The 20,519-nt window shown below is 67.2% G+C and carries 16 protein-coding genes and 1 riboswitch; of the genes, 1 reads left to right on the forward strand and 15 read right to left on the reverse strand.

Going from position 1 to position 20,519, the window contains the following annotated elements:
* A complete protein-coding gene (locus ACX80J_RS03110) occupies nucleotides 1-1,356 on the reverse strand; it encodes an O-acetylhomoserine aminocarboxypropyltransferase/cysteine synthase family protein (protein ID WP_459346772.1) in 1,356 nt (451 codons plus the stop codon).
* Between the two features lie 49 nt (nucleotides 1,357-1,405).
* Nucleotides 1,406-1,879 carry a PIN domain-containing protein gene (locus ACX80J_RS03115; RefSeq protein WP_459345189.1) on the reverse strand — a complete coding sequence of 158 codons (474 nt, stop codon included), beginning with the start codon at nucleotides 1,877-1,879 and terminating at the stop codon, nucleotides 1,406-1,408.
* 207 nt (nucleotides 1,880-2,086) lie between these two features.
* Nucleotides 2,087-2,213, reverse strand: a riboswitch (SAM riboswitch).
* Nucleotides 2,214-2,601: 388 nt separating this feature from the next.
* Here ACX80J_RS03115 and ACX80J_RS03120 point away from each other — a divergent pair.
* Nucleotides 2,602-3,840 (forward strand): cobalamin-independent methionine synthase II family protein, encoded by a 1,239-nt coding sequence (locus tag ACX80J_RS03120; protein WP_459346773.1) that lies wholly within the window; start codon nucleotides 2,602-2,604, stop codon nucleotides 3,838-3,840.
* A 164-nt stretch (nucleotides 3,841-4,004) separates the two neighbouring features.
* Here ACX80J_RS03120 and ACX80J_RS03125 read toward each other — a convergent pair whose 3' ends face one another.
* From ACX80J_RS03125 to glyA, 13 genes are all read right to left on the reverse strand, one after another.
* Nucleotides 4,005-5,555 (reverse strand): APC family permease, encoded by a 1,551-nt coding sequence (locus tag ACX80J_RS03125; protein ID WP_459346942.1) that lies wholly within the window; start codon nucleotides 5,553-5,555, stop codon nucleotides 4,005-4,007.
* 149 nt (nucleotides 5,556-5,704) lie between these two features.
* Nucleotides 5,705-7,261: an aldehyde dehydrogenase family protein gene (locus ACX80J_RS03130; RefSeq protein ID WP_459346774.1), complete on the reverse strand. Its 1,557-nt coding sequence runs from the start codon at nucleotides 7,259-7,261 to the stop codon at nucleotides 5,705-5,707.
* Between the two features lie 32 nt (nucleotides 7,262-7,293).
* A complete protein-coding gene (gene betA, locus ACX80J_RS03135) occupies nucleotides 7,294-8,997 on the reverse strand; it encodes a choline dehydrogenase (RefSeq protein WP_459346775.1) in 1,704 nt (567 codons plus the stop codon).
* A gap of 347 nt (nucleotides 8,998-9,344) precedes the next feature.
* On the reverse strand, nucleotides 9,345-9,929 hold the full coding sequence (locus ACX80J_RS03140) for a TetR/AcrR family transcriptional regulator (protein ID WP_459345193.1): 585 nt from the start codon (nucleotides 9,927-9,929) through the stop codon (nucleotides 9,345-9,347).
* A 160-nt stretch (nucleotides 9,930-10,089) separates the two neighbouring features.
* Nucleotides 10,090-11,049: a 2-hydroxyacid dehydrogenase gene (locus ACX80J_RS03145; RefSeq protein ID WP_459346776.1), complete on the reverse strand. Its 960-nt coding sequence runs from the start codon at nucleotides 11,047-11,049 to the stop codon at nucleotides 10,090-10,092.
* Complete coding sequence (locus ACX80J_RS03150; RefSeq protein WP_459346777.1) at nucleotides 11,046-12,245, reverse strand: pyridoxal phosphate-dependent aminotransferase; 1,200 nt, start codon at nucleotides 12,243-12,245, stop codon at nucleotides 11,046-11,048. Before ACX80J_RS03150 ends, ACX80J_RS03145 begins: the two co-directional genes overlap by 4 nt.
* A gap of 118 nt (nucleotides 12,246-12,363) precedes the next feature.
* Nucleotides 12,364-12,537: a hypothetical protein gene (locus ACX80J_RS03155; RefSeq protein WP_459346778.1), complete on the reverse strand. Its 174-nt coding sequence runs from the start codon at nucleotides 12,535-12,537 to the stop codon at nucleotides 12,364-12,366.
* Between the two features lie 6 nt (nucleotides 12,538-12,543).
* Nucleotides 12,544-13,941, reverse strand: coding sequence for an L-serine ammonia-lyase (locus tag ACX80J_RS03160; RefSeq protein ID WP_459346779.1), 1,398 nt, complete (start codon nucleotides 13,939-13,941; stop codon nucleotides 12,544-12,546).
* A gap of 67 nt (nucleotides 13,942-14,008) precedes the next feature.
* Nucleotides 14,009-14,644: a sarcosine oxidase subunit gamma gene (locus ACX80J_RS03165; RefSeq protein WP_459346780.1), complete on the reverse strand. Its 636-nt coding sequence runs from the start codon at nucleotides 14,642-14,644 to the stop codon at nucleotides 14,009-14,011.
* The gene (locus ACX80J_RS03170; RefSeq protein ID WP_459346781.1) at nucleotides 14,637-17,579 is read right to left on the reverse strand and encodes a sarcosine oxidase subunit alpha family protein; all 2,943 of its coding nucleotides are present in this window, start codon (nucleotides 17,577-17,579) and stop codon (nucleotides 14,637-14,639) included. The genes ACX80J_RS03165 and ACX80J_RS03170 overlap by 8 nt, the downstream gene beginning before the upstream one ends.
* Nucleotides 17,576-17,983 (reverse strand): sarcosine oxidase subunit delta, encoded by a 408-nt coding sequence (locus ACX80J_RS03175; RefSeq protein WP_459346782.1) that lies wholly within the window; start codon nucleotides 17,981-17,983, stop codon nucleotides 17,576-17,578. Before ACX80J_RS03175 ends, ACX80J_RS03170 begins: the two co-directional genes overlap by 4 nt.
* A 13-nt stretch (nucleotides 17,984-17,996) precedes the next feature.
* On the reverse strand, nucleotides 17,997-19,217 hold the full coding sequence (locus ACX80J_RS03180; protein WP_459345200.1) for a sarcosine oxidase subunit beta family protein: 1,221 nt from the start codon (nucleotides 19,215-19,217) through the stop codon (nucleotides 17,997-17,999).
* The gene (gene glyA / locus ACX80J_RS03185) at nucleotides 19,214-20,512 is read right to left on the reverse strand and encodes a serine hydroxymethyltransferase (RefSeq protein ID WP_459346783.1); all 1,299 of its coding nucleotides are present in this window, start codon (nucleotides 20,510-20,512) and stop codon (nucleotides 19,214-19,216) included. The genes ACX80J_RS03180 and glyA overlap by 4 nt, the downstream gene beginning before the upstream one ends.
* Nucleotides 20,513-20,519 lie beyond the last annotated feature (7 nt).

A 20,519-nucleotide genomic window follows, 5' to 3' on the forward strand; every position in this document is an offset into this window, starting at 1 on the left:
TCAGGCCCTTCCTGCGTAGACGGCAGGGGCCCCTGCTGCCGGAGAAGTAGCCGCGGGTTCCTCGAAGCCCAGCGGGGCCAGGGCGAGGTCCAGGTCCGCGACGAGGTCCGCCGCGGTCTCCAGTCCGACGGAGAGCCGGATGGTGGTCTCCGCGATCCCGGCGGCTGCACGCTGTCCGGGGGTGAGCCGGCAGTGCGTCATCGCTGCCGGGTGTGCGACCAGGGACCGGGTGTCCCCCACATTGGCCACCAGCTTGAACAACCGGAGCCGATCGATGAAGGCCCCGACCTGCCCGGGCTCGGCGGCCAGGTCGAAGGAGAACACACTGCCGGCTCCTCGCGGGAAGTCCCGGGCCGCGAGTCCGGCCTGCGGGTGGCCCGGAACGGAGGGGTGGTGCACCGCGGCGACGGCCGGGTGGCCGGCCAGGAACCGGATGACCTCGCGGGTGTTCTGGGCGTGCCGGGCTACCCGGATGTCCAGGGTCTCCAGCCCCTGCAGGATCTGCGCGGCGCTGCCCGGAGCGAGCGAGGGGCCCAGGTCGTGGAGGTACTTGCTGCGCGCGAGGGCCAGGTACGCGCCGTGGCCGTGGCGTTCCCACAGGATCTCCCCGCCGTACCGGCGTTTCGGCCGTGTGAGCTGCGGCCACCGGTCCGGGTAGGCGGAGAAGTCGAAGCGCCCGCCGTCGACCACGGCACCTGCGAGGGTGCTCCCGTGCCCGCCGAGGAACTTCGTGGCCGAATACACCACGATGTCGGCCCCGTGATCCAGCGGCCGGAACAGGGCCGGGGTCGCCAGGGTGTTGTCCACCACCAGCGGCACCCCGGCGGCATGGGCGACCGCGGCGATCGCCGGCAGGTCCTGCAGCGTGGCCAGCGGATTGCCGATGGATTCGGTCAGGAAGGCCCGCGTCGTAGGGCGTACAGCGGCTTGCCAGGCACCGGGATCGGCCGGGTCGGCGAAGCTGACCGCGATCCCGAAATCGTCGAAGGTGTCGGTGAGCAGGTCCACCGTCCCCCCGTACAGCTTCGACGAGGCCACGATGTGCTGCCCGCCGCGGACCAGCGACAACAGGGCGACGGCGACCGCTGCCTGCCCGGTCGCCGTCGCCAGCGCGGCCACGCCGCCGTCGAGCGCGGCGATCCGCTGCTCCAGCACGGCGACGGTCGGGTTGCCGGTCCGCGTGTAGGTGAAGCCGGGTTCCTTGAGCGCGAACATGCGCCGGGCCGACGCGTAGTCCGGAAACTCGTACGCCGCGGTCTGATAGATGGGGACTGCCACGGGCCGGTAGGGGGCCTGCGGTTCATACCCTGCATGGATTTGGGAAGTGGCCGTACAGCCGGCGTCACCGGTACTCATCGAAGCTGCTCCTTCGGCAGAAATGGTCAGGGTTCGGGGTCGGACGGATCTACAGGGACTGCGTCGCCGGTCCCGTCCGGGAGGGCGGGAGCGGTGGCGCCCCAACCGCATGCGCTTCCGGAATCCAGGGATTGATGGCCGACACCGCGAATTTCCGGTAGACCTCCACATTTCCCGACACAATGGAAAGACTCTTGTGAATTGCAGTCGCTGCAATGAGGGAATCGACTGCGGACACCTCGGCGTCGCTCAGCATCGGACCCCAGACAGCGGCGATATCAGAATCCACGGGAAGAATGTTGGAGCTGTAGGAGTTCACGAACTCCTGCACCCAGGCGCCGACCGTCCGGTATTGCTGGTTCTCCCGGCTCACCAGATGCAATTCCCCGATCGTCAGGGCGGAGACGAATATCCGGAAGTGTCGCCTCCGCTGGAGGAAATCGACGACAGTCGTGGAAGGGCGTGGGCTCCGCAACTCCACGACGACGTCGGTATCCAGGAGGAGGCCGCTTGTGCGTGCCATTCCTCAGACTGCCAGCGCAGGCGGACCAGCGTCCTCCCTGCCACGTGGAACCCCCTGCGGTCTGAGGAGGAAATCCACGAACGCCTCGCGCGGAGCCATCAGTGCCTCGTAGTCGTGAATGCTCACGACCGACAGCGGAACCTGGGAGTGGGAATCGGCAATGGATGAGGTTGCAGCCATGGCGGGCGGCACGGGGCCGCGTCCTTTCGGGAGCTCTTGCCCGCACCAGGTACCCCGGGGGGGTGAATGCGGGCCGCTTCGTCATCCGAACCACCCACCGAGCGCGGGGTTGGTATGTGACCAAGTCGGAGCTTGGCGGTCACAATTCATGAAGCTGTTGGAAGTATAACCACGCAATCGTGCCCGAAGTAAACACCCGAGCGTTGTCGTCCTCGTTCGTCCGTTCGCTTATCGACTGTTCCCGGCACGAGAACAGGGAATTTCATCGGCCGCAGGGTGGGACTCCCCCATAAATCTTTCCGGAATGTTACGCCCCTGGTTTTTATGGCGCGCTAATCGTCGTCCATGATGGGGCCAGCCCCTCCGATTGGTGCTCAGCCTCCTGGCTGTGGAGGGGGCGTGCCTGCGTCACCGGTGGATTTAGAGCCCTAAGCCACACCATCCAGAGCAGCTGAGAGACCTGCCTCCATGACGCTGCAGCTTCCCCCGGATTTCCTGTCCGGAAGGGTGCTAATGGCAGGACCGATGGAAAGGAAAGCATCATGACCCTCGATCGCATCTCCACCAGCCACGCCGGCTCGCTGCCCCGCACACCGGAACTGATCGCCGCCAACGCCGCCCGGACCTTTGCCGAGGACGGCTTCACCCTGGAGCGGACACCCGAATTCGACGGGCTGCTCACCACCGCCGTGGTGGACCTCGTCCAACGCCAGAAGGAGTTCGGGATCACGATCCCGGGCGACGGTGAGTACGGCAAGGCGATGTCCAACCCGGTCGACTACGGTGCCTGGTGGACCTACAGCTTCCAGCGCACCGCCGGCCTGGAACTCACGGATTTCAATCCGATCCTCGCCGAACCCGTCCTCAGCGAGCCCGGTGCCATCAGGCTGACATCGTTCGCCGACCGACGTGACTGGACCCGCTTCGCGGCGGCCTACCAGGATCCCGAGAGCGGGATCCAGATCGGCAGGAACGCGACGGCCTTTCCGTCCGCGACCGGGCCGATCTCCTACACCGGACACGCTGCCCTGGCCAGTGACATCACGAACCTGAAAGCGGGCCTGGCTGCTGCGGACATCCCGACGGGATTCATCACGGCCCTCTCGCCCGGGTCCGCCAGCAGGATCGGCAACGACTACTACGCCGGCGAGGAGGAGTTCATCTACGCCTGGGCCGATGTCCTGCGCGAGGAGTACAAGGCCATCGTCGACGCAGGCCTGGTCGTCCAGATCGACGATCCGTCCATCGCGGAGAACTGGGACCAGATCAACCCCGAACCCACCATCGAGGACTACCAGAAGTTCACCCGGATCCGGGTCGACGCCCTGAACTATGCGCTGCGGGGACTACCCGAGGAACAGGTCCGGTTCCATGTCTGCTGGGGATCCTGGCACGGCCCGCACACCACGGACATCGGGTTCCGCCACATCGTGGACCTCGTGCTGGGTATCAACGCCGGCTCGTACTCCTTCGAGGCAGCCAACGCACGCCACGAACACGAATGGACCCTCTGGCAGGACGTCGACCTTCCTGCCGGAAAGGTGCTGGTTCCCGGCGTCGTCTCGCACGCGACCAACGTCGTCGAGCACCCCGAGCTGGTCGCCCAGCGCATCGAGCGGTTCGCCGCGCTCGTCGGTCGGGAGAATGTCGTGGCCTCTACCGACTGCGGGCTGGGCGGAAGGATCCACCCGCAGATCGCCGCCGCGAAGCTCGAGTCCCTGGGACGCGGCGCGCAGATCGCCTCGAACAGGCTCTTCGCCCGCTCCGCGACACTCGCCTAGGCACGGGTGGCCACCCTTGTCACCAGGGTGACGGACCCGGCTCGGTTGTCCGGAGGAGGTCCGGACAACCGAGCCGGAAAGCGCCGGTTAAAGTGCTCCGACCCGGATTGTCCAGGCGGTGTCTGGACAATCCGGGTCGGAGGCGACGGGGTGGGCAGCCGGGCCTAGACCCGTTCGGTGGACGCCAGGGATCGCGTCTCGGTGGAGCCCTGCGTCGGAGGTGCTGGTGGTGCGGCTGCATGCCCGGCGAGGACACCCGTCCGGTGCCGAAGCTTCAGCCGGTACATCAGGACGCCGGTGAGGATGACGGCGGCGACGAAGAGAACCCCGCCCCACTGCAGGTACCACTCGAACGGCGGCACGGAGTTGTAGATCTCCGAGCGTGGCCAAATGAGGTTCACTGTCATGGCGCCGCCCCACAGGACCGCGAGGATGTTCACCGGCAGCCCCCACTTGCCCAGGCTGAAGCCGGGCTCGGTGCCGTCATCGGGCAGCGGCCACTTCCTCGTCAGGCGGTTGCGCAGCATGGGCACGGTCACCAGCAGGTAGGAGAGGTAGATCAGGACGATGCTGATGCTGGAGAGGATGGTGAAGATGGCGGGCTGGGAGACGTTGACGATCAGCGGGATGATCGCGATGACGCCGATCACGATGGCGGCGACCGTCGGGGTCTTCCGGACGGGGTGTACCTTGCCCAGATGATGGCTGAACGGAAGGTTGTTATCCCGGGCCATCGCGAACATCATGCGGATGGCGGCGGCGTGGACGGCCAGCGTGCAGACCATGACGGCCACCACGATGCACAGCAGGAAGGCTTTGCCGAAGGGGCCGCCCAGCACGGAGAGCACGATGTACTGCAGGCCGCCGTCGGCCGAACCGAGCTTGGGATCATCCAGGTCCGGCGCCGCGAGGAGCCCGGTGAGCAGGATCAGACCGCCCAGCACGAAGGATGCGGTGATCGCCCGCAGGATGGCCTTGGGGGCCGTGCGCTTCGGGTCCTTCGTCTCCTCGCCGAGGGAGCTGGCGGTATCGAAGCCGTACATCACGTAGCCCGACGCCATGGCGCCGATGATGAAGACTCCGAAGAAGCCCAGGGGGTGGTCCGTCCCGAATCCCTGGGTTTCGAAGAGGATGCCGGGTCCGCGGACCACGTGCCAGGCAAGTGCGAGGATGAGCAACACCGCGGCGACAAGTTCGACGAAGACGCCCACGCTGTTGATCTTGGTCATGAGTTTCACGCCGAAGGCGTTGATGAGGGTGGAGATGCCGATCATGATGCTCGCGAGCATCACCCCGTTGAGGGCGAAGTCGTAGGTGCCGGTGCCGTCACCGATGACCTGGAACCCGGACCAGATCTGGGGCAGGGTGAGCTGGAGGGCCAGTGCCACGGCCCCCAGGGCCATGATCGAGGAGATCAGCAACAGCCATCCGGCCAGCCAGGCGACGGTGCCGGAGGAGAGCCTCTTGGCCCAGTTGTAGACCGAACCGGCCACAGGGTAGCGCCCTGCCAGTTCGGCGAAGCACAGGGCCACCATCAGCTGGCCGACGAAGACGATCGGCCAGGACCAGGCGTAGGCCGGGCCCGCCATGGAGTAACCGAAATAGAACAGCTGAAAAACACCGGTGAGGATGGAGATGTAGCTGACTCCGGCCGCGAAGCTGGCGAACTTGCCGATGCTCCGGTCCAGGGTCTGGGCATAGCCGAACTGGTCCATGCCGCTTGAGTCAGTACTCTTGCTGGGTTCCGCCAATTGAACTCCTAAGTCAGAAAAGCACGATGGTGGTGGCCTGCGACCGCCGTGGGCGCAGACGAGACCGGGCGCCGCGCCGTTGCGGCGCCCCGCTGTTTCCCCAATGCTGTTGCCTAGTCGGCTGCGCCCTCCCCCGTTTCCCTCGGAGCCGGAGCCGTGCCGAACCAGCCGCTGGGTGCGGGCTGGATGTTCTGCCAGATGTGCTTCGCCTCGCGGTACTCGTTGAGGCCGGCCCGGCCGAGTTCACGGCCGATCCCGGACTTGCCGAAGCCGCCCCACTCGGCCTGGGGTACGTACGGGTGGTAGTCGTTGATCCACACGGTTCCGTGCCGGAGGGCACCGGCGACACGCTGCGCCTTCGAGGCGTCCGAGGTCCAGACCGCGCCGGCCAGGCCGTACTCGGTGTCGTTCGCGATCGCGATGGCCTCCTCCTCCGTCCGGAACGTCTCGACGGTCAGCACGGGGCCGAACGACTCCTCGCGCAGGACGCTCATGCCCGAGCGGCAGTTGCCGAGGACGGTGGGCGGGTAGAAATAGCCGTCGGCGAGCGGTCCCTCGTCGGGGATGTAGCCCCCGCACAGGAGCTCGGCGCCCTCCGCGATGCCGGCCTGGACGTAGGCGTGGACCTGGTCCCGGTGCTTCGCGGAGATGAGCGGCCCCGTCTCGGCGTCGGGATCGAACGGCCCGCCCATCCGGATCTTCCGGGCCCGTTCCACGACCTCGGCCACGAACCGGTCCGCGATCGACTCCTCGATGACGAGCCGCGCCCCTGCCGAGCAGACCTGCCCGGAGTGCAGGAAAATGGCGGTAAGGGCGTTGTCGACGGCGGCGTCCCAGTCCGCGTCTGCGAAGACGACGTTCGGGTTCTTTCCGCCGAGTTCGAAGGCGACGTTCTTGACCGTCTCCGCGGCCGCAGCCATGATCGTCTGGCCTGTGGCCAGGCTTCCGGTCAGGGAGACGAGGTCGACGCGCGGGTCGGAGCTGAGGGGCCCGCCCACCGTCGAGCCGGGTCCGGTGACGAGGTTGGCGACGCCGGCAGGCACGCCTGCCTCTTCGAGGGTCTCCATGAGGAGGATCGACGTGGACGGCGTGAGCTCGCTGGGCTTCAGCACGAACGAGTTCCCGGCGACGAGTGCCGGCGCCACCTTCCAGGCGGCCTGGAGGAGGGGGTAGTTCCACGGAGCGATGAGGGCACACACGCCGAGCGGCTCGTAGACCACGCGGCTGATGGCGTCGGCCCGGCCCGTGTCGATCACCCTGCCGGCGTCGAGGCCCGCGATCTTTCCGTAGTAGCGGAAGCAGGACGCGATGTCGTCCATGTCGTACTCGGCCTCGACGAGGCGTTTGCCGGTGTCGAGCGCCTCCGCCCGGGCGTAGACGGCCTTGTCCCGCTCGAGCAGGTCGGCCACGCGCAGCAGCACGGCACCCCGCTCGATGTCCGTCAGCCTGCGCCACGGGCCGCCGTCGAACGCTGCCCGCGCACTGGCGATCGCCCGCCGGGCGTCCTCCGCGGTGGACGACGTAACGACCGCCACTTCGTGCCCGTCGGCCGGGCAGTGCACGGCTGTGGTGCCGCCGTCGGACGCCTGCTGCCAGGCACCGCCGATGTAGAGGCCCTTGATGGCCTGGGAGGACCCGGTCTGGTGGACCTGCTCAGCCGTGGCAGTCATCGTTTCTCCTTCTAGTGTCTCCATCCGGCTTCCTAGCCCCTGGCCGCAGGCGCGGCGTCGCCGGTGCGCTCCAGCGGGCTGACGCCGTGCCGGTAGAACTCCGCGTGCTGCGGCGCCAGTGGGGTCTTGCCGGCGATCAGGTCGGCCGCCTTCTCGGCGAGCATCATGACCGGCGCGTAGATGTTGCCGTTCGTGACGTAGGGCATGGCGGACGCGTCCACCACGCGGAGACCCTCGGTACCGTGGACAGTCATGTCCAGGGGGTTCACGACGGCCAACGGATCGGAAGCGGGCCCCATCTTCGCCGTGCAGGACGGGTGCAGCGCTGTCTCGGCGTCCCGGGCGACCCAGTCGAGGATTTCCGCGTCCGTCTGCACGGACCGCCCCGGGGAGAGCTCGCCCCCGTTGAAGGGGCTCATTGCGGACTGGCCCAGGATGTCACGGGCCACACGGACGGCCTCGACCCATTCGCGGCGGTCCTGTTCCGTGGAGAGGTAGTTGAACACCATGGACGGGTGCACGGTGGGATCGGTGGACGTGATCTTGAGGGAGCCGCGGGCGTCGGAGTACATGGGGCCGATGTGCACCTGGTAGCCGTGCTTGGCATCGGCCTTCTGGCCGTCGTAACGGACGGCGACCGGGAGGAAATGGAACATCAGGTTCGGGTACGCGACATCCTCGTTGGAGCGGACGAAGCCGCCGCCCTCGAAGTGGTTGGTGGCGGCCGGTCCCTTCCGGCCCAGCAGCCACTGCATGCCGATCCACGGCATACGCCAGACGTCCAGAGCCGGCTGCATGGACACCGGCTGGGTGCAGGCGTGCTGGATGTAGACCTCGAGGTGGTCCTGGAGGTTCTGCCCGACGCCGGGCAGGTCGACCACGGAGTTGATGCCCAGTGAATTCAGGTGGGCGGCGTCGCCGACACCGGAGAGCTGGAGAAGCTGGGGGGTGTTGATGGCGCCGCCGGCAAGGATCACTTCGCCTGCGTTCACCTGGTGCGTCTTGCCGTTGCGGCGGTAGGTGACGCCGGTGGCGACGTTGCCCGTGAAGTTGACCTTGGTGACCATCGCGCGGGTCAGGACGGTCAGGTTGTCCCGGCCGAAGTTCGGCCGCAGGTAGGCGCGCGACGCCGAGAGCCGCTGACCCTTGTGCACGTTGCGGTCGAATGCCGCGAAGCCTTCCTGGCGGTACCCGTTGACGTCGTCCGTCAGTGGGTAACCGGCCTCCTGGGCGGCGGCGAAGAAGGCCTGGAACAGCGGGTTGGTGGCCGGCCCGCGTTCCAGCACGAGAGGGCCGGAGTGTCCGCGCAGTTCATCGTCCGGGTCCGCGGCGAGTGCGTTCTCCATCCGGTTGAAGTACGGCAGGCAGTGCGAGAAGTCCCAGGTCTCCATGCCGGGGTCGGCACCCCAGCGCTCGTAGTCGAGCGGATTTCCGCGCTGGAAGATCATGCCGTTGATGGAGCTCGAGCCACCCAGGACCTTGCCCCGGGCGTGTGCCACGCGGCGGCCGCCCATATGGGGCTCCGGGTCCGACTGGTAGCGCCAGTCGTACAGGGGATTGCCGCTGGGGAAGGTGAGCGCGGCCGGCATCTGGATGAAGAGGTCCCAGGGGTAGTCGCTCCGCCCGGCCTCGAGGACCAGGACGCTGGCCTGGCCGCCGTCGCTCAGCCGGTTGGCGAGCACGGAGCCCGCGCTTCCGCCGCCGACAATGACGTAGTCGTAGCTGGTTTTCGTCATGCTGCAAACTCTCCTTCTACCTCGCGCCGGCAGTGGCCAGGGCGGGTCGTTGTTCTTTCGAAAGCGAAAGGTCGACCGTGTCAGCCGGAGGATCCGCGGTATCCCCTGGTGTGGCGTAGGTCATATTCAGGGAGAGTAGTGCACCTTGAACGACTGTTCAATAGCAAAACTGGACAAACGTTCAAAAATTACGAGCGTGAAACATTCGACCTGGACGGGGGTGCGGGAACGCGCCCTTGCCCTTTCCATGTGTCGCGCTTCTGGCGGTATGTGACGGGACCCAGGGTCAGGCATGACCTCAGGGATTGCAGGGTGCCGCCGTGCCGGAGAGTGGCGGTTCGCGGCCGCTATGCCTCGAAGGCGATCTCTTCGGTGCGGGCGATACTTCGCCGAATGGATTCTTTGTCCACGCCGAGAAGCGCGGTCAGCCACATGCCGTTCTGCAGGACGACGATGTCGGCGGCCCGCTCCTTGCATTCCCTGGCAGGCAGCTCAGGCTTGGCCTTTCCTATCAGGGCGGCAAGCCCGTCCAGATACCGGTCGAAGGCCGCGGCGTTGATCAGGGCGAAATCTTCGTGCGCCCTGGCGAGCCCCCACAGATGAAGGCGCAGGGACAGGTACCGCGTGGTCAGGAGTTCGGGGCCCGCAACCCGGCGCAGGGCATTCCGGAGCTGTTCGTCCGGGGGCAACGCCGGGTCCGGCGCAACCAGAGCGAGGTCGTGTTCGTCCACACTGCGCAGGGCCGCGCGGATGAGACTCATCTTGTCTTCGTAGTAGTAGTTCACCAGCCCGAGGGCGACGCCGGCTTCCCGGGCCACCGCGCGCATACTGACACCTGAGATGCCGTGGCGCGACAGCAGATCGAGCGCCGCTTCGAGAATGCGCGCCTGCCGGTCGATCTGTTGGCCGGACTTGACGGTGTTTGTACTCACTCGGCCAGAGTATGGCCAAAGGCGTGACGGTGCATCCCGCTGACAGCGGCGCCTACCCGGACACGCACCACCGGCTTCCGGAGCGGCCGGATGGATGGCGGGGCTGCGTCCCGCCATCCATCGATGGCGTCGTCGTCTCGTGCAGGTGCGCGCGGCGCCTCTAATTGATCGGCGCGGGTGGTCGTTCGTCGCTGAGCACGGCGAGGGTGTTGTCCGCTGCGAGCATTGCCATGGCGGTACGGGTCTCGACGGTGGCGGAACCGAGGTGAGGGACGAGCACGACGTTCTCGAGCTCGAGCAGCCCGCGGTGCACGCGGGGCTCGTTCTCGAAGACGTCGAGCCCCGCGCCGGCGATCCGTCCCTCGCGAAGGGCGGAAGCGAGGGCTGCTTCGTCGACGATGGGCCCGCGGGCGGTGTTGATGAGGTAGGCCGAATCCTTCATGTCCGCGAGTTGTCCGGCGCCGATCAGATGGTGGGTGGCAGGCCCGTAGGGACAGTGCAGGGAGACGATGTCGGAGACGGTCAACAGCTCGTCGAGGTCCACGCGCCGCGCGCCCAGCTCTGCGGCGATCCGCGAGTCGAGCTCACTGCGCGACTGGTACACGACGTCCATGCCGAAGGCTTTGGCCCGGCGCGCGGTGGCCTGGCCGATGCCGCCCATGCCGACGATGCCGAGGGTCTTGCCCTGCAGACTGCTGCCGAGCAGGAAGAACATGCCCCACTTCCAAGGCTGGCCGGAGCGGATGAGCCGCTCCCCCTCGCCGAGCCGACGGGTCGCCAGAAGGATCAGGCCGAACGCGATGTCGGCTGTGGCGTCCGTGAGGACGCCAGGGGTGTTGGTGGCCACGATGCCCCGTTCGGTACAGGCCGGCACGTCGATGTTGTCGTAGCCGACGGCCACGTTCGCGACCACCCTGAGCTGCGGGCCGGCGGCGTCGAGCAGCTCGGAGTCGATGCGTTCGGTGAGCAGGCTCACCACGGCGTCGGCACCGGCTACCCGTCGCAGGAGCTCCTCGCGGCCGATCGACTCCTGACCCTGCCAGGCGTCGACGTCGTGCTCGGCGCGAAGCTTCTCGATGGCGGCTTCGGGTATCCGCCCCGTGACGACGACCCGGCTCATGCCGTCTCTATCCACTTGCGCAGGCGGCCGAGGCCGTCGCGGATGTCGGCGACGTCGATGCCCGAGTAGGCGAGCCGGATGTACTGCCGCTCCTCGCCCGGCTGGCGGCGCCCGAAGTGCTCACGGGTGCAGAAGGAGACACCGGTCTCGTGGAGGGCTGCGGACGCGAAGTCGCCGACCGCCGTGTACCCCATGCGCTGCATGGCCTCGGTGACGTCGGGAAAGAGGTAGAACGTCGACTTCGGTACGGCGACCTGCACACCGGAGATGTCGTTCACCAGTTCACAGGCTGCATCTCGTCGCTCGCGCAGGATGTCGAGCATCTGCTGTACGGGTTCCTGGGTGCCCCGCAGGGCTTCGATGCCGGCCCATTGGACGTAGTGCGTCGTGCAGGACTCGTCGTTGGTGTTGAGGGTGCTGAGAATCCAGGCGATCTCGATCGGGGCGACGGCACAGCCCAGACGGGACCCCGTCATGGCGAACTTCTTGCTGAACGTGTAGAGGATCACGGTGCGCTCCCTCATGCCGGGAAGCGAGGCGATGGAGCTGGACACGCCCTCGTAGCGCGTCTCGAAGTACGCCTCATCGGAGAGTACCCAGAGGTCGTGTTCCTGGGCGAGCTGCGCGATCGCCTCCCGCTCGGTCGACGTCGATTCAGCCGAGATGGGGTTCTGCAGGTCGTTGTAGATGATGGCGACGGTCTTCGGGGTGATCGATGCGCGCACCTGGTCGAGATCGATCGCGAAGCCCTTACTGGTGGGCAGGTAGCGGTACGGCACCGCTGTGCCACCGAGGTACTCGATCTGCGATTCGTAGATCGGGAAGCCGGGGTTGGGATAGAGCACCTCCTGGCCGGGGTTCATGACCGCCTGCAGGAATTTCGTGATCACGGGCTTGCCGCCCGTCATCACGACCACATTGTCGGGGGTGAACTCGATTCCTCGGCGGGTCCCGATGTCCTCGGCGAGTGCCTCGCGCAACTGCGGGATGCCGGGACCCGGGCAATAGCCCGTGTAGCCGTCGGCGATGGCCCGGTTCATGGCTTCGACGATATGCGGGGCCGTAGGGATGTTGATGTCACCGAGATGGAAGGGGTACACGAGGTTCCCCTTCGCCTTCCAGGCAGCTGCGGCCTGGGCGACGCTGAAGGCGGTCTCGGTGCCCAGACGTTCGAGCCGGTGCGCGAGTTTCTGCATGCTGTCTCCTCATCGAGATTGTGATCGATCTACTGCGGTAATGATCTGCGTCATGGCGGAGGTGAGGCAGGGCTGACCGGCGTTCTTCCAGGGCCGGCCATGACCCGGGTGGAGTGGGCTACCGGCCGTTGTACTGGAACGTGAAGTACAGGATGACCGCCATGACCAGAAGAGCGGTGAGAGCGACGCAACAGTCCGTGACCTGCTGCCGCGCACGCGGTGCCCCCAAGCGTGCTTCCAGGGGTGGTTGCGCGCGGGTGCCCTGAGCGTCGGGATCCTTCTGCCATGCCACGGCTGCTCAGCACTCCACGACGTTGACGGCCAGTCCACCCATGGCCGTCTCCTTGTACTTGGAGCTCATGTCCCTGCCTGTCTCCCGCATGGTGATGATCACCTCGTCGAGGGATACCCGATGGACGCCGTCTCCCCAGAGCGCCATTTTCGCGGCGTTGATCGCTTTCGCCGCGGCGATGGCGTTCCGTTCGATGCAGGGCACCTGGACCAGGCCACCGATGGGATCGCAGGTCAGACCGAGATTGTGTTCCATCGCGATCTCGGCCGCGTTCTCGACCTGCGACGGGGTGCCGCCCATCACTTCGGCCAGGCCGGCGGCAGCCATGGACGACGCAGAGCCCACTTCGCCCTGGCAGCCCATCTCCGCACCCGAGATCGAGGCCTGTTCCTTGTACAGGACTCCGACGGCACCGGCGGTGAGAAGGAACCTGACCACCACGTCGTCGCGATCCTGCTGATCGGCGTGCTGCATGCCCGGCGCGAAGTGCAGGGCGTAGTACAGCACGGCGGGGATGATGCCTGCCGCTCCGTTGGTCGGCGCGGTGACCACCCTGCCCCCGGAGGCGTTCTCCTCGTTAACGGCAAGGGCGATCAGGTTCACCCATTCCTGCCAGTACTTGGGGTCGCGGTCCTTGTCCTCCTTCAGCAGGCGCTCATGCCAGTTGGGGGCCCGCCGACGGACCTTGAGCCCGCCGGGCAAGAGCCCTTCGCGGGTGAGGCTGATCTCTGCACAGCTCTCCATGACGGAGTAGATGTGGAGGAGGCCCTGCCGGATCTCCTCCTCCGTGCGGCTGTCCTTCTCGTTGGTCAGCATGACGTCGCTGATGCCGAGGGAGGTCCGACGGCAGTGTTCCAGTAGCTCCACAGCGGTGCGGAACGGCAGCGGAAGCTCCTTCTTCGAGGTCTCGAGTTCCTGCTGCGCGGCGTCCTCCTCCCCGTCCCGCACGATGAAACCTCCGCCGACCGAGAAGAACGTGGCCGTGTGGAGAACCCGGCCGGCCGGGCCGTGGACCGTGAATGTCATGCCGTTGGTGTGCCGCGGCAGGATCGTCAGTGGGCGCAGGACCATGTCCTCGACCCCGTAGGGCAAGGACACGCTTCGACCGAGCTGCAGGATACCGGTGCCGGCGATGGTCGCCAGCCGCTCCTCCACCTCCTCGGGCTGGATCAGCTCCGGGTGGAAACCCTCGAGGCCGAGAAGGATGGCCGTCATGGTCCCGTGCCCGTGCCCTGTCGCAGCGAGGGACCCGTAGAGGTCGACCCGCAGTGACTCCACATCCGCGAGGATGCCGGAGGCCTTCAGTTCTTCGCTGAACGCCGCGGCGGCCCGCATCGGACCGACAGTATGCGAGCTCGAAGGTCCTATCCCGATGGAAAAGAGGTCGAAAACTCCTACAGCCACTGTGTCGTTCCTTCGTGTCAGGATGGCCCGGCAGATGATCCTGTCGGAAAAAGGGCAGTGGTGACCGTCAGGGGACTTCCGGCGAGGCGTACTCGCGCATCGCATCGAGGAGCCACCGGCCCAGGTAGTCCGCGAAGGAAGCGCGCGGGAACAGCCGGAAGCTCTCCTCTCCCGTCTTCTCGAGGACCACCGGGATGTTTCCCACCTCGGTGTTCAGTGCTGTTCCCGGGGGGAAGCTGCGGGGGTGCAGGTCCAGGGAGCAGCCCTTCTCCAGGACGGCACGGGCACGGGTGCCGGAGAGTTCGAACGTGGTGCGGTTCGCGGACAGGTCCACCACCTGGCCCGGGGACCCGCCCAGGGCGGCGGTGAGGGAACCGATGAGGTCGCCGCCGAGTGAGTCGTGGGCGTCCTCCGGCGCGACCACCAGGAACTCGGCGGGTCCGAGCCAGAGGACGCTGACGCCGTCGGCGCCGCCCACTGCACCGCAGCGGGTCGGCAGGCCGCCGGCCACGGCGGCGACCCGTGAGCCTTCATCGGAGCGGGGGTCCACCCGAAGGCCCACCATGGTCCGGAACGGGCCCTCCTCGAGGGTCACCGTCCCCTCGACGGAGCCGGCCTCCATCGCTGCGGTCAGGTGGGAGGCGGGGCTGCGCCGGATGTCCCGGAGTCCAGAAATGCCGTTGAGTGCTGCTGTGTTAGCCATCCTTGCGGGTCCCTTCGGGGTCGAAAAGCACGGTCTCGGCGACGACGACGTCGACCAGCCGGTCGCCTGCTGCGGCCACCAGGGTCTCACCGATGCGGTTGCGGCCGTTCTTGATCAGCGCCAGGGCGAAGGTCCGGCCCAGGGCGGCACTGGTGTAGCTGGAGGTGACGAAGCCCTGCATCGGAACGGGCCCGGCGGCGGGGTCGGTGCTGATGCCCTGCTCCACCAGCTGGGTGCCCTCGGGGAGCCGGAAGGAACGGTCGACGGGCAGCACGCTGACCAGGTGCTTGCGGTCCTCGCGGGAGGCGTCGGCCCGGGCGTAGGACCGCTTGCCGATGAATTCCTTGGCCTTGGAGACGACCCACTCCATGCCCGCGTCCTGCGGGGTGACGGTGCCGTCGGTGTCCTGGCCGACGATCGGGTAGCCCTTCTCGGCGCGGAGCACGTGCATGGTCTCGGTGCCATAGGGGGTGATGTCGAATTCGGCGCCGGCGGCGGCCACGGCTTCCCAGGTGTTCAACCCGTACCAGGACGGCACATTGATCTCGTAGGCCAGCTCGCCGGAGAAGGAGATCCGGCAGACCCGGGCCTGCACGCCGGAGGCGAGAGTGGTCTCACGGAAGGTCATGAAGGGGAAGGCTTCCGGCTCCAGCCCGCCGTCCGCTGCCAGCTCCGGCGCCAGCTTGGCGATGACGGCCCGGGATTTCGGCCCGACGACTGCGATGGTGGACCACTGTTCGGTCACCGAGGTGCAGTGCACGTCGAGTTCGGGCCACTCGGTCTGGAGCCATTCCTCGAGCCAGTCCAGCACCTTGGCGGCACCGCCCGTGGTGGTGGTCATGAAGTAGCGCTCGTCATCGAGACGGAGGGTGACGCCGTCGTCGAAGATCATGCCGTCAGCCATGCACATGACACCGTAGCGGGCGGAACCCGGGGCGAGCTTCTTGAAGGCGTTGGTGTAGATCCGGTTGAGGAACTCGCCGGCGTCCCTGCCGCGGATCTCGATCTTTCCGAGGGTGGTGGCGTCCATGAAGCCGACGGAGTCGCGGACGGCGGCGCACTCGCGCAGCACGGCCGCGTCCATGTCCTCGTCTGCCTGCGGGTAGTACCAGGGGCGCTTCCACTGTCCCACGTCCTCGAACAGGGCGCCCCTGGCTTCGTGCCACGGGTGGATGGACGTCTTGCGGGCGGGATCGAAGAGTTCGCCGCGCTGGCGTCCGGCGAGTGCCGCGAAGGCCACGGGGGTGAACGGTGCACGGTACGTCGTCGTGCCGATGTCGCCGATACCGCGGGACGCTTCGCCGGCTGTGCGGAGTGCTGCGGCGATGACACCGATCGCGTTGACGCCCGAGGTCTTGCCCTGGTCGTTGGCGGTGCTGATGGAGGTGTAGCGCTTGATGTGTTCCACCGAGCGCATGCCTGCCCCGGTGGAGCGCAGGACGTCGGCCACGGACTGGTCGCGCTGGAAGTCCACGAAATGGTGGTGCCAGTTCTCCGGTGTGCCGGTCTGACCTGGGACGAGCCACAGCTGGCGGGTCGGGGCGGAGGACTTCGGCTCGCCGGGAACGGACGGCTGCGTGGCTGACTCGAAGCCCACGGCCGTGGCGGCGGTTGCGCCTGCGGAGATACCTTCGGCCAGGACGTCCGCGAGGTCGAAGCTGCCGCGGCCGGAACCGATGGTCTGCTGGTTGGGGACCACGGTGCTCGGCACGAAGGCGGCCAGCTCGTCGTCCCAGCGCAGCTTGCCCTGCCGCTGGGAGTGGAGGTGCACCAGCGGGCTCCAGCCGCCGGAGACCGCCAGCAGGTCGCAGGCGATCTCCTCGACATCGGAGGTGAGTTCACCGTCGTCGCTGATGCCGCGGACGGTGACGGCGCTCAGGCGTCCGGTGCCGTCCGCAGAGGTGTCGGCCACCGCGCTGCCGATCAGCACCCGGGAGCCGGCTCCGAGGGCTGCGGCCGCCACCTCCGTGAGGCTCGAACGGGCATCGACGATGGCCGCCACCTCGACGCCTGCGGCGCGCAGGTCCGCGGCGAGGGCGTAGGCGCTGTCATTGGTGGTGCTGATGACCACACGGCGCCCCGCAGCCACTGCGTACCGGTTGAGGTAGCTGCGCACTGCGGAGGCCAGCATGATGCCGGGGCGGTCGTTGTTCTCGAAGACCAGAGGACGTTCGTGGGCGCCGGGGGCCAGCACCACCTGCGCGGCACGGATGTGCCAGATGCGCTGGCGGGAGACACCGGAGGCTGCGGGGCTGGACAGGTGGTCGGTGCGGTTCTGGACGGCGATGACGTAGTTGGCATCGTAGGCGCCGAAGGCGGTGGTCCGATTGAGGACGGTGGATTCGGAAGCGGACACGAGTTCGGCCTCGACGTCCGCCACCCACTCCAGGGCCGGCTTGCCCTCGATGGTTTCGGCCAGGCCCGGAGCCGTGGACCCTGAGAGGAGGGATCCGCCGAGCTCGGGCTGGTCGTCGAGGAGCATGACGCGGGCGCCGGTGCGGACGGCCTCACGGGCGGCGGCCAGGCCTGCGGGACCGCCGCCGATGACCAGCACATCGGTATGGACGTACTTCTTGTCGTACTCGGCGCGGTCATCGTCCGGGTCCAGCTTGCCCAGTCCGTTGAGCAGCTCTACCGTCAGGCCGTCCACCAGAGTGACGGTAGTGGCCGGGAGCATGGACTCGGCCACGTGACCGGGGAACCGCGGGTGCACCTTGACCAGGGCGTTCGATTCCTCCACACCGGCGGACAGGATGCCTCGGGGGCGGTCCTCGTACAGCGAGTTGCCGACGGCGATGCGGCCGTTGGCGAGCAGCGCCGAGGCCAGGGTGTCGCCGGGGTGCCCGGTGAATTCCTCGCCGTCCACGGTGAAACGCCAGGAGATAGTGCGGTCGATGCGTCCGCCGGTGGCGAGGCGCGCGTTGTCGGAAGTCACTTGGATGCTCCTTCCGGGGCGATCGTGCTGGCAGGAATTGTGCTTGTCCCAGAGATGTCCGGGGCCGCTGTCCCGGTGGTGGTGCTGTCCGGGGCGGTACTGGCGGTGCCGGATTCAGGTGCCGCGGCGGCTTTGTCCGGGCGGGGCGCGCCCATCGGGTAGACGGCCTGGATCTCGTACGTAACCGTGTCGCGGAGCATGTTGAACCATTGGCGGCAGCCCGTGCTGTGGAGCCAGCGTTCGGCGAAGGCGCCCTTGGTGTTGTCGCGGTAGAACAGGAACTCCGCCCATTGGCGGTCGTCCAGCTGTGCCGGATTCTCGGGGTAGGGCACGTGGGCCTGGCCCCCGTAGTGGAATTCGGTCTCGTCGCGGGAGCCGCAGTTGGGGCATGAGATGAGGAGCATGTCCGGACTCTCCTTAGTGGGCCACGGCGGCGGCGCCGTGTTCGTCGATGAGGGCGCCGGTCTCGAACCGCTCCAGCGCGAACGGCCTGTTCAGTTCGTGGGGGGTTCCCGTGGCGATGGTGTGGGCGAAGGTGAGCCCCGCCGCGGGCGTCCCCTTGAATCCGCCGGTACCCCATCCGCAGTTCACGAACATGTTGTCCACCGGGGTGGTACCGACGATGGGTGAGGCGTCCAGTGTGGTGTCGACGATCCCGCCCCAGGTCCGCAGCACGTGTGCCCGCGCGAAGATGGGGAACAGTTCGACGGCGGCGGCCATCTGGTGTTCGATCACATGGAAGGAGCCGCGCTGACCGTACCCGTTGTAGGAGTCGACGCCGGCGCCCATGACCAGTTCACCCTTGTGGGCCTGGGAGACGTAGACGTGCACGTGGTTGGACATGACCACGGTGGGGTGAACCGGTTCGTGCAGTTCGGAGACCAGGGCCTGGAGCGGGTGGGACTGGATGGGGAGCCGGAAGCCGGCCATCTCCGCCAGGACCGAGCTGTGGCCGGCAGCGCAGAGGCCCACCTTTTCGGTGTTGATGGTGCCGCGGTTGGTCTTGACGCCCACCACACGGTTGCCGTCCTTGATGAAGCCGGTGACTTCGCAGTTCTGGATTATGTCCACGCCGAGCTCGTCGCATTTGCGAGCGAAGGCCCAGGCCACGTGGTCGTGCTTCGCGATGCCGGCACGCGGCTGGTAGGTGGCGCCCATCACCGGATAGCGGATGTTGTCGCTGATGTTCAGGATGGGACACAGTTCCTTGACCTGCTGGGGGTCGAGCCACTCGGCGTCCACGCCGTTGAGCTTGTTCGCTCCGACCCGGCGCATGCTCTCGCGGACATCCCCCAGGGTGTGAGCCAGGTTCATCACGCCGCGCTGGCTGAACAGGAAGTCGTATTCGAGCTCTTCGGGCAGGATCTCCCACAGCTTGAGGGCGTGCTCATAGATGGCAGCGCTCTCGTCCCACAGGTAGTTGGAGCGGATGATGGTGGTGTTCCGGGCCATGTTGCCGCCCGCCAGCCAACCCTTCTCCAGAACCGCGATGTTGGTCATGCCGTGGTTCTTGGCCAGGAAGTAGGCGGTGGCAAGGCCGTGCCCACCGCCGCCGACGATCACCGCGTCGTAGCTCTTCTTGGGCTCGGGGTTGTGCCAGAGAAAGTCCGGGTGCTCCGGAAGCAGATCGGCCATCATGCCACCTCGATTGCGTCGGAGGAGAGGTTCGGGTAGAGGGGGAACTTCCCCGCCAGGATCTCGACCCGCTGCCGGAGTTCCGCCACGGTCTCGTCGCTGAACTCGCGCTTGAGTGCTGCGGCGATGATGTCCGCGACCTCGATGAATTCCGGCTTCCCGAAGCCACGTGTGGCCAGCGCCGGCGTGCCGATACGAAGACCGGAAGAGACCATCGGCGGACGCGGGTCGAAGGGCACGGCGTTGCGGTTGACCGTGATGCCGATCCGGTGCAGACGGTCCTCGCCCTGCTGGCCGTCCAGTTCCGAATTGCGCAGATCCACCAGGACGAGGTGCACGTCGGTCCCACCGCTGACGACGGTCACGCCGGACTCTGCAACGTCGGCGGACAGCAGGCGTTCCGCGATGATGCGGGCGCCTTCCAGGGTGCGTTCCTGGCGGTCCCGGAACTCGGGCTCGGCAGCTAGCTTGAAAGCAACAGCCTTTCCGGCGATGACGTGCTCCAGCGGCCCACCCTGCTGTCCGGGGAACACCGCGGAGTTGACCTTCTTGGCGATGTCCGCGTCGTTGGTCAGGATCACCCCACCGCGCGGGCCGCCCAGGGTCTTGTGGGTTGTGCTCGTGACGATATGGGCGTGGGGCACGGGGTTGGGGTGGAGCCCCGCTGCCACGAGGCCTGCGAAGTGCGCCATGTCGACCATCAGGTAGGCGCCCACCAGGTCCGCGATACGGCGGAACTCGGCGAAGTCCAGCTGCCGGGAGTACGCGGACCACCCGGCGACGATCAGTTTCGGCTTGTTCTCGACCGCCAGGCGCTCGACCTCGGCCATGTCTATCAGGTGGTTTTCTTCACCCACCCCATATGGGACGACCTTGTAGAGCTTGCCGGAGAAGTTGATGCGCATCCCGTGCGTCAGGTGGCCACCGTGGGCGAGGTTCAGCCCCAGGATGGTGTCGCCGGGCTGGAGAAGGGCGAACATCGCCGCTGCGTTGGCCTGGGCACCCGAGTGGGGCTGCACGTTGGCGAATCCGGCGCCGAACAGGGAGGTGAGGCGATCGATGGCCAGCTGCTCTATGACGTCGACGTGCTCGCAGCCGCCGTAGTAACGCTTGCCCGGATAGCCTTCGGCGTACTTGTTGGTCAGGACGGATCCCTGCGCCTCCATGACCGCGGTCGGCGCGAAGTTCTCGGAGGCGATCATCTCCAGGGTGCCCTGCTGACGCAGCAGTTCCTGCTGCACAGCGGCGTGGACCAGGGGATCGGTTTCTGCGAGCGAGCGGGTCAGAACGTCGACCATCGTTTCT

The sequence above is a fragment of the Arthrobacter rhamnosi genome, from assembly GCF_054510975.1.

Bases quoted from the DNA above. Each gene is read 5' to 3' on its own strand.
- ACX80J_RS03110 (WP_459346772.1), bottom strand. From the start codon at position 1,356: ATGAGTACCGGTGACGCCGGCTGTACGGCCACTTCCCAAATCCATGCA.
- ACX80J_RS03115 (WP_459345189.1), bottom strand. From the start codon at position 1,879: ATGGCACGCACAAGCGGCCTCCTCCTGGATACCGACGTCGTCGTGGAG.
- ACX80J_RS03120 (WP_459346773.1), top strand. From the start codon at position 2,602: ATGACCCTCGATCGCATCTCCACCAGCCACGCCGGCTCGCTGCCCCGC.
- ACX80J_RS03125 (WP_459346942.1), bottom strand. From the start codon at position 5,555: ATGGACCAGTTCGGCTATGCCCAGACCCTGGACCGGAGCATCGGCAAG.
- ACX80J_RS03130 (WP_459346774.1), bottom strand. From the start codon at position 7,261: ATGACTGCCACGGCTGAGCAGGTCCACCAGACCGGGTCCTCCCAGGCC.
- betA (WP_459346775.1), bottom strand. From the start codon at position 8,997: ATGACGAAAACCAGCTACGACTACGTCATTGTCGGCGGCGGAAGCGCG.
- ACX80J_RS03145 (WP_459346776.1), bottom strand. From the start codon at position 11,049: ATGAGCCGGGTCGTCGTCACGGGGCGGATACCCGAAGCCGCCATCGAG.
- ACX80J_RS03150 (WP_459346777.1), bottom strand. From the start codon at position 12,245: ATGCAGAAACTCGCGCACCGGCTCGAACGTCTGGGCACCGAGACCGCC.
- ACX80J_RS03165 (WP_459346780.1), bottom strand. From the start codon at position 14,644: ATGGCTAACACAGCAGCACTCAACGGCATTTCTGGACTCCGGGACATC.
- ACX80J_RS03175 (WP_459346782.1), bottom strand. From the start codon at position 17,983: ATGCTCCTCATCTCATGCCCCAACTGCGGCTCCCGCGACGAGACCGAA.
- ACX80J_RS03180 (WP_459345200.1), bottom strand. From the start codon at position 19,217: ATGATGGCCGATCTGCTTCCGGAGCACCCGGACTTTCTCTGGCACAAC.
- glyA (WP_459346783.1), bottom strand. From the start codon at position 20,512: ATGGTCGACGTTCTGACCCGCTCGCTCGCAGAAACCGATCCCCTGGTC.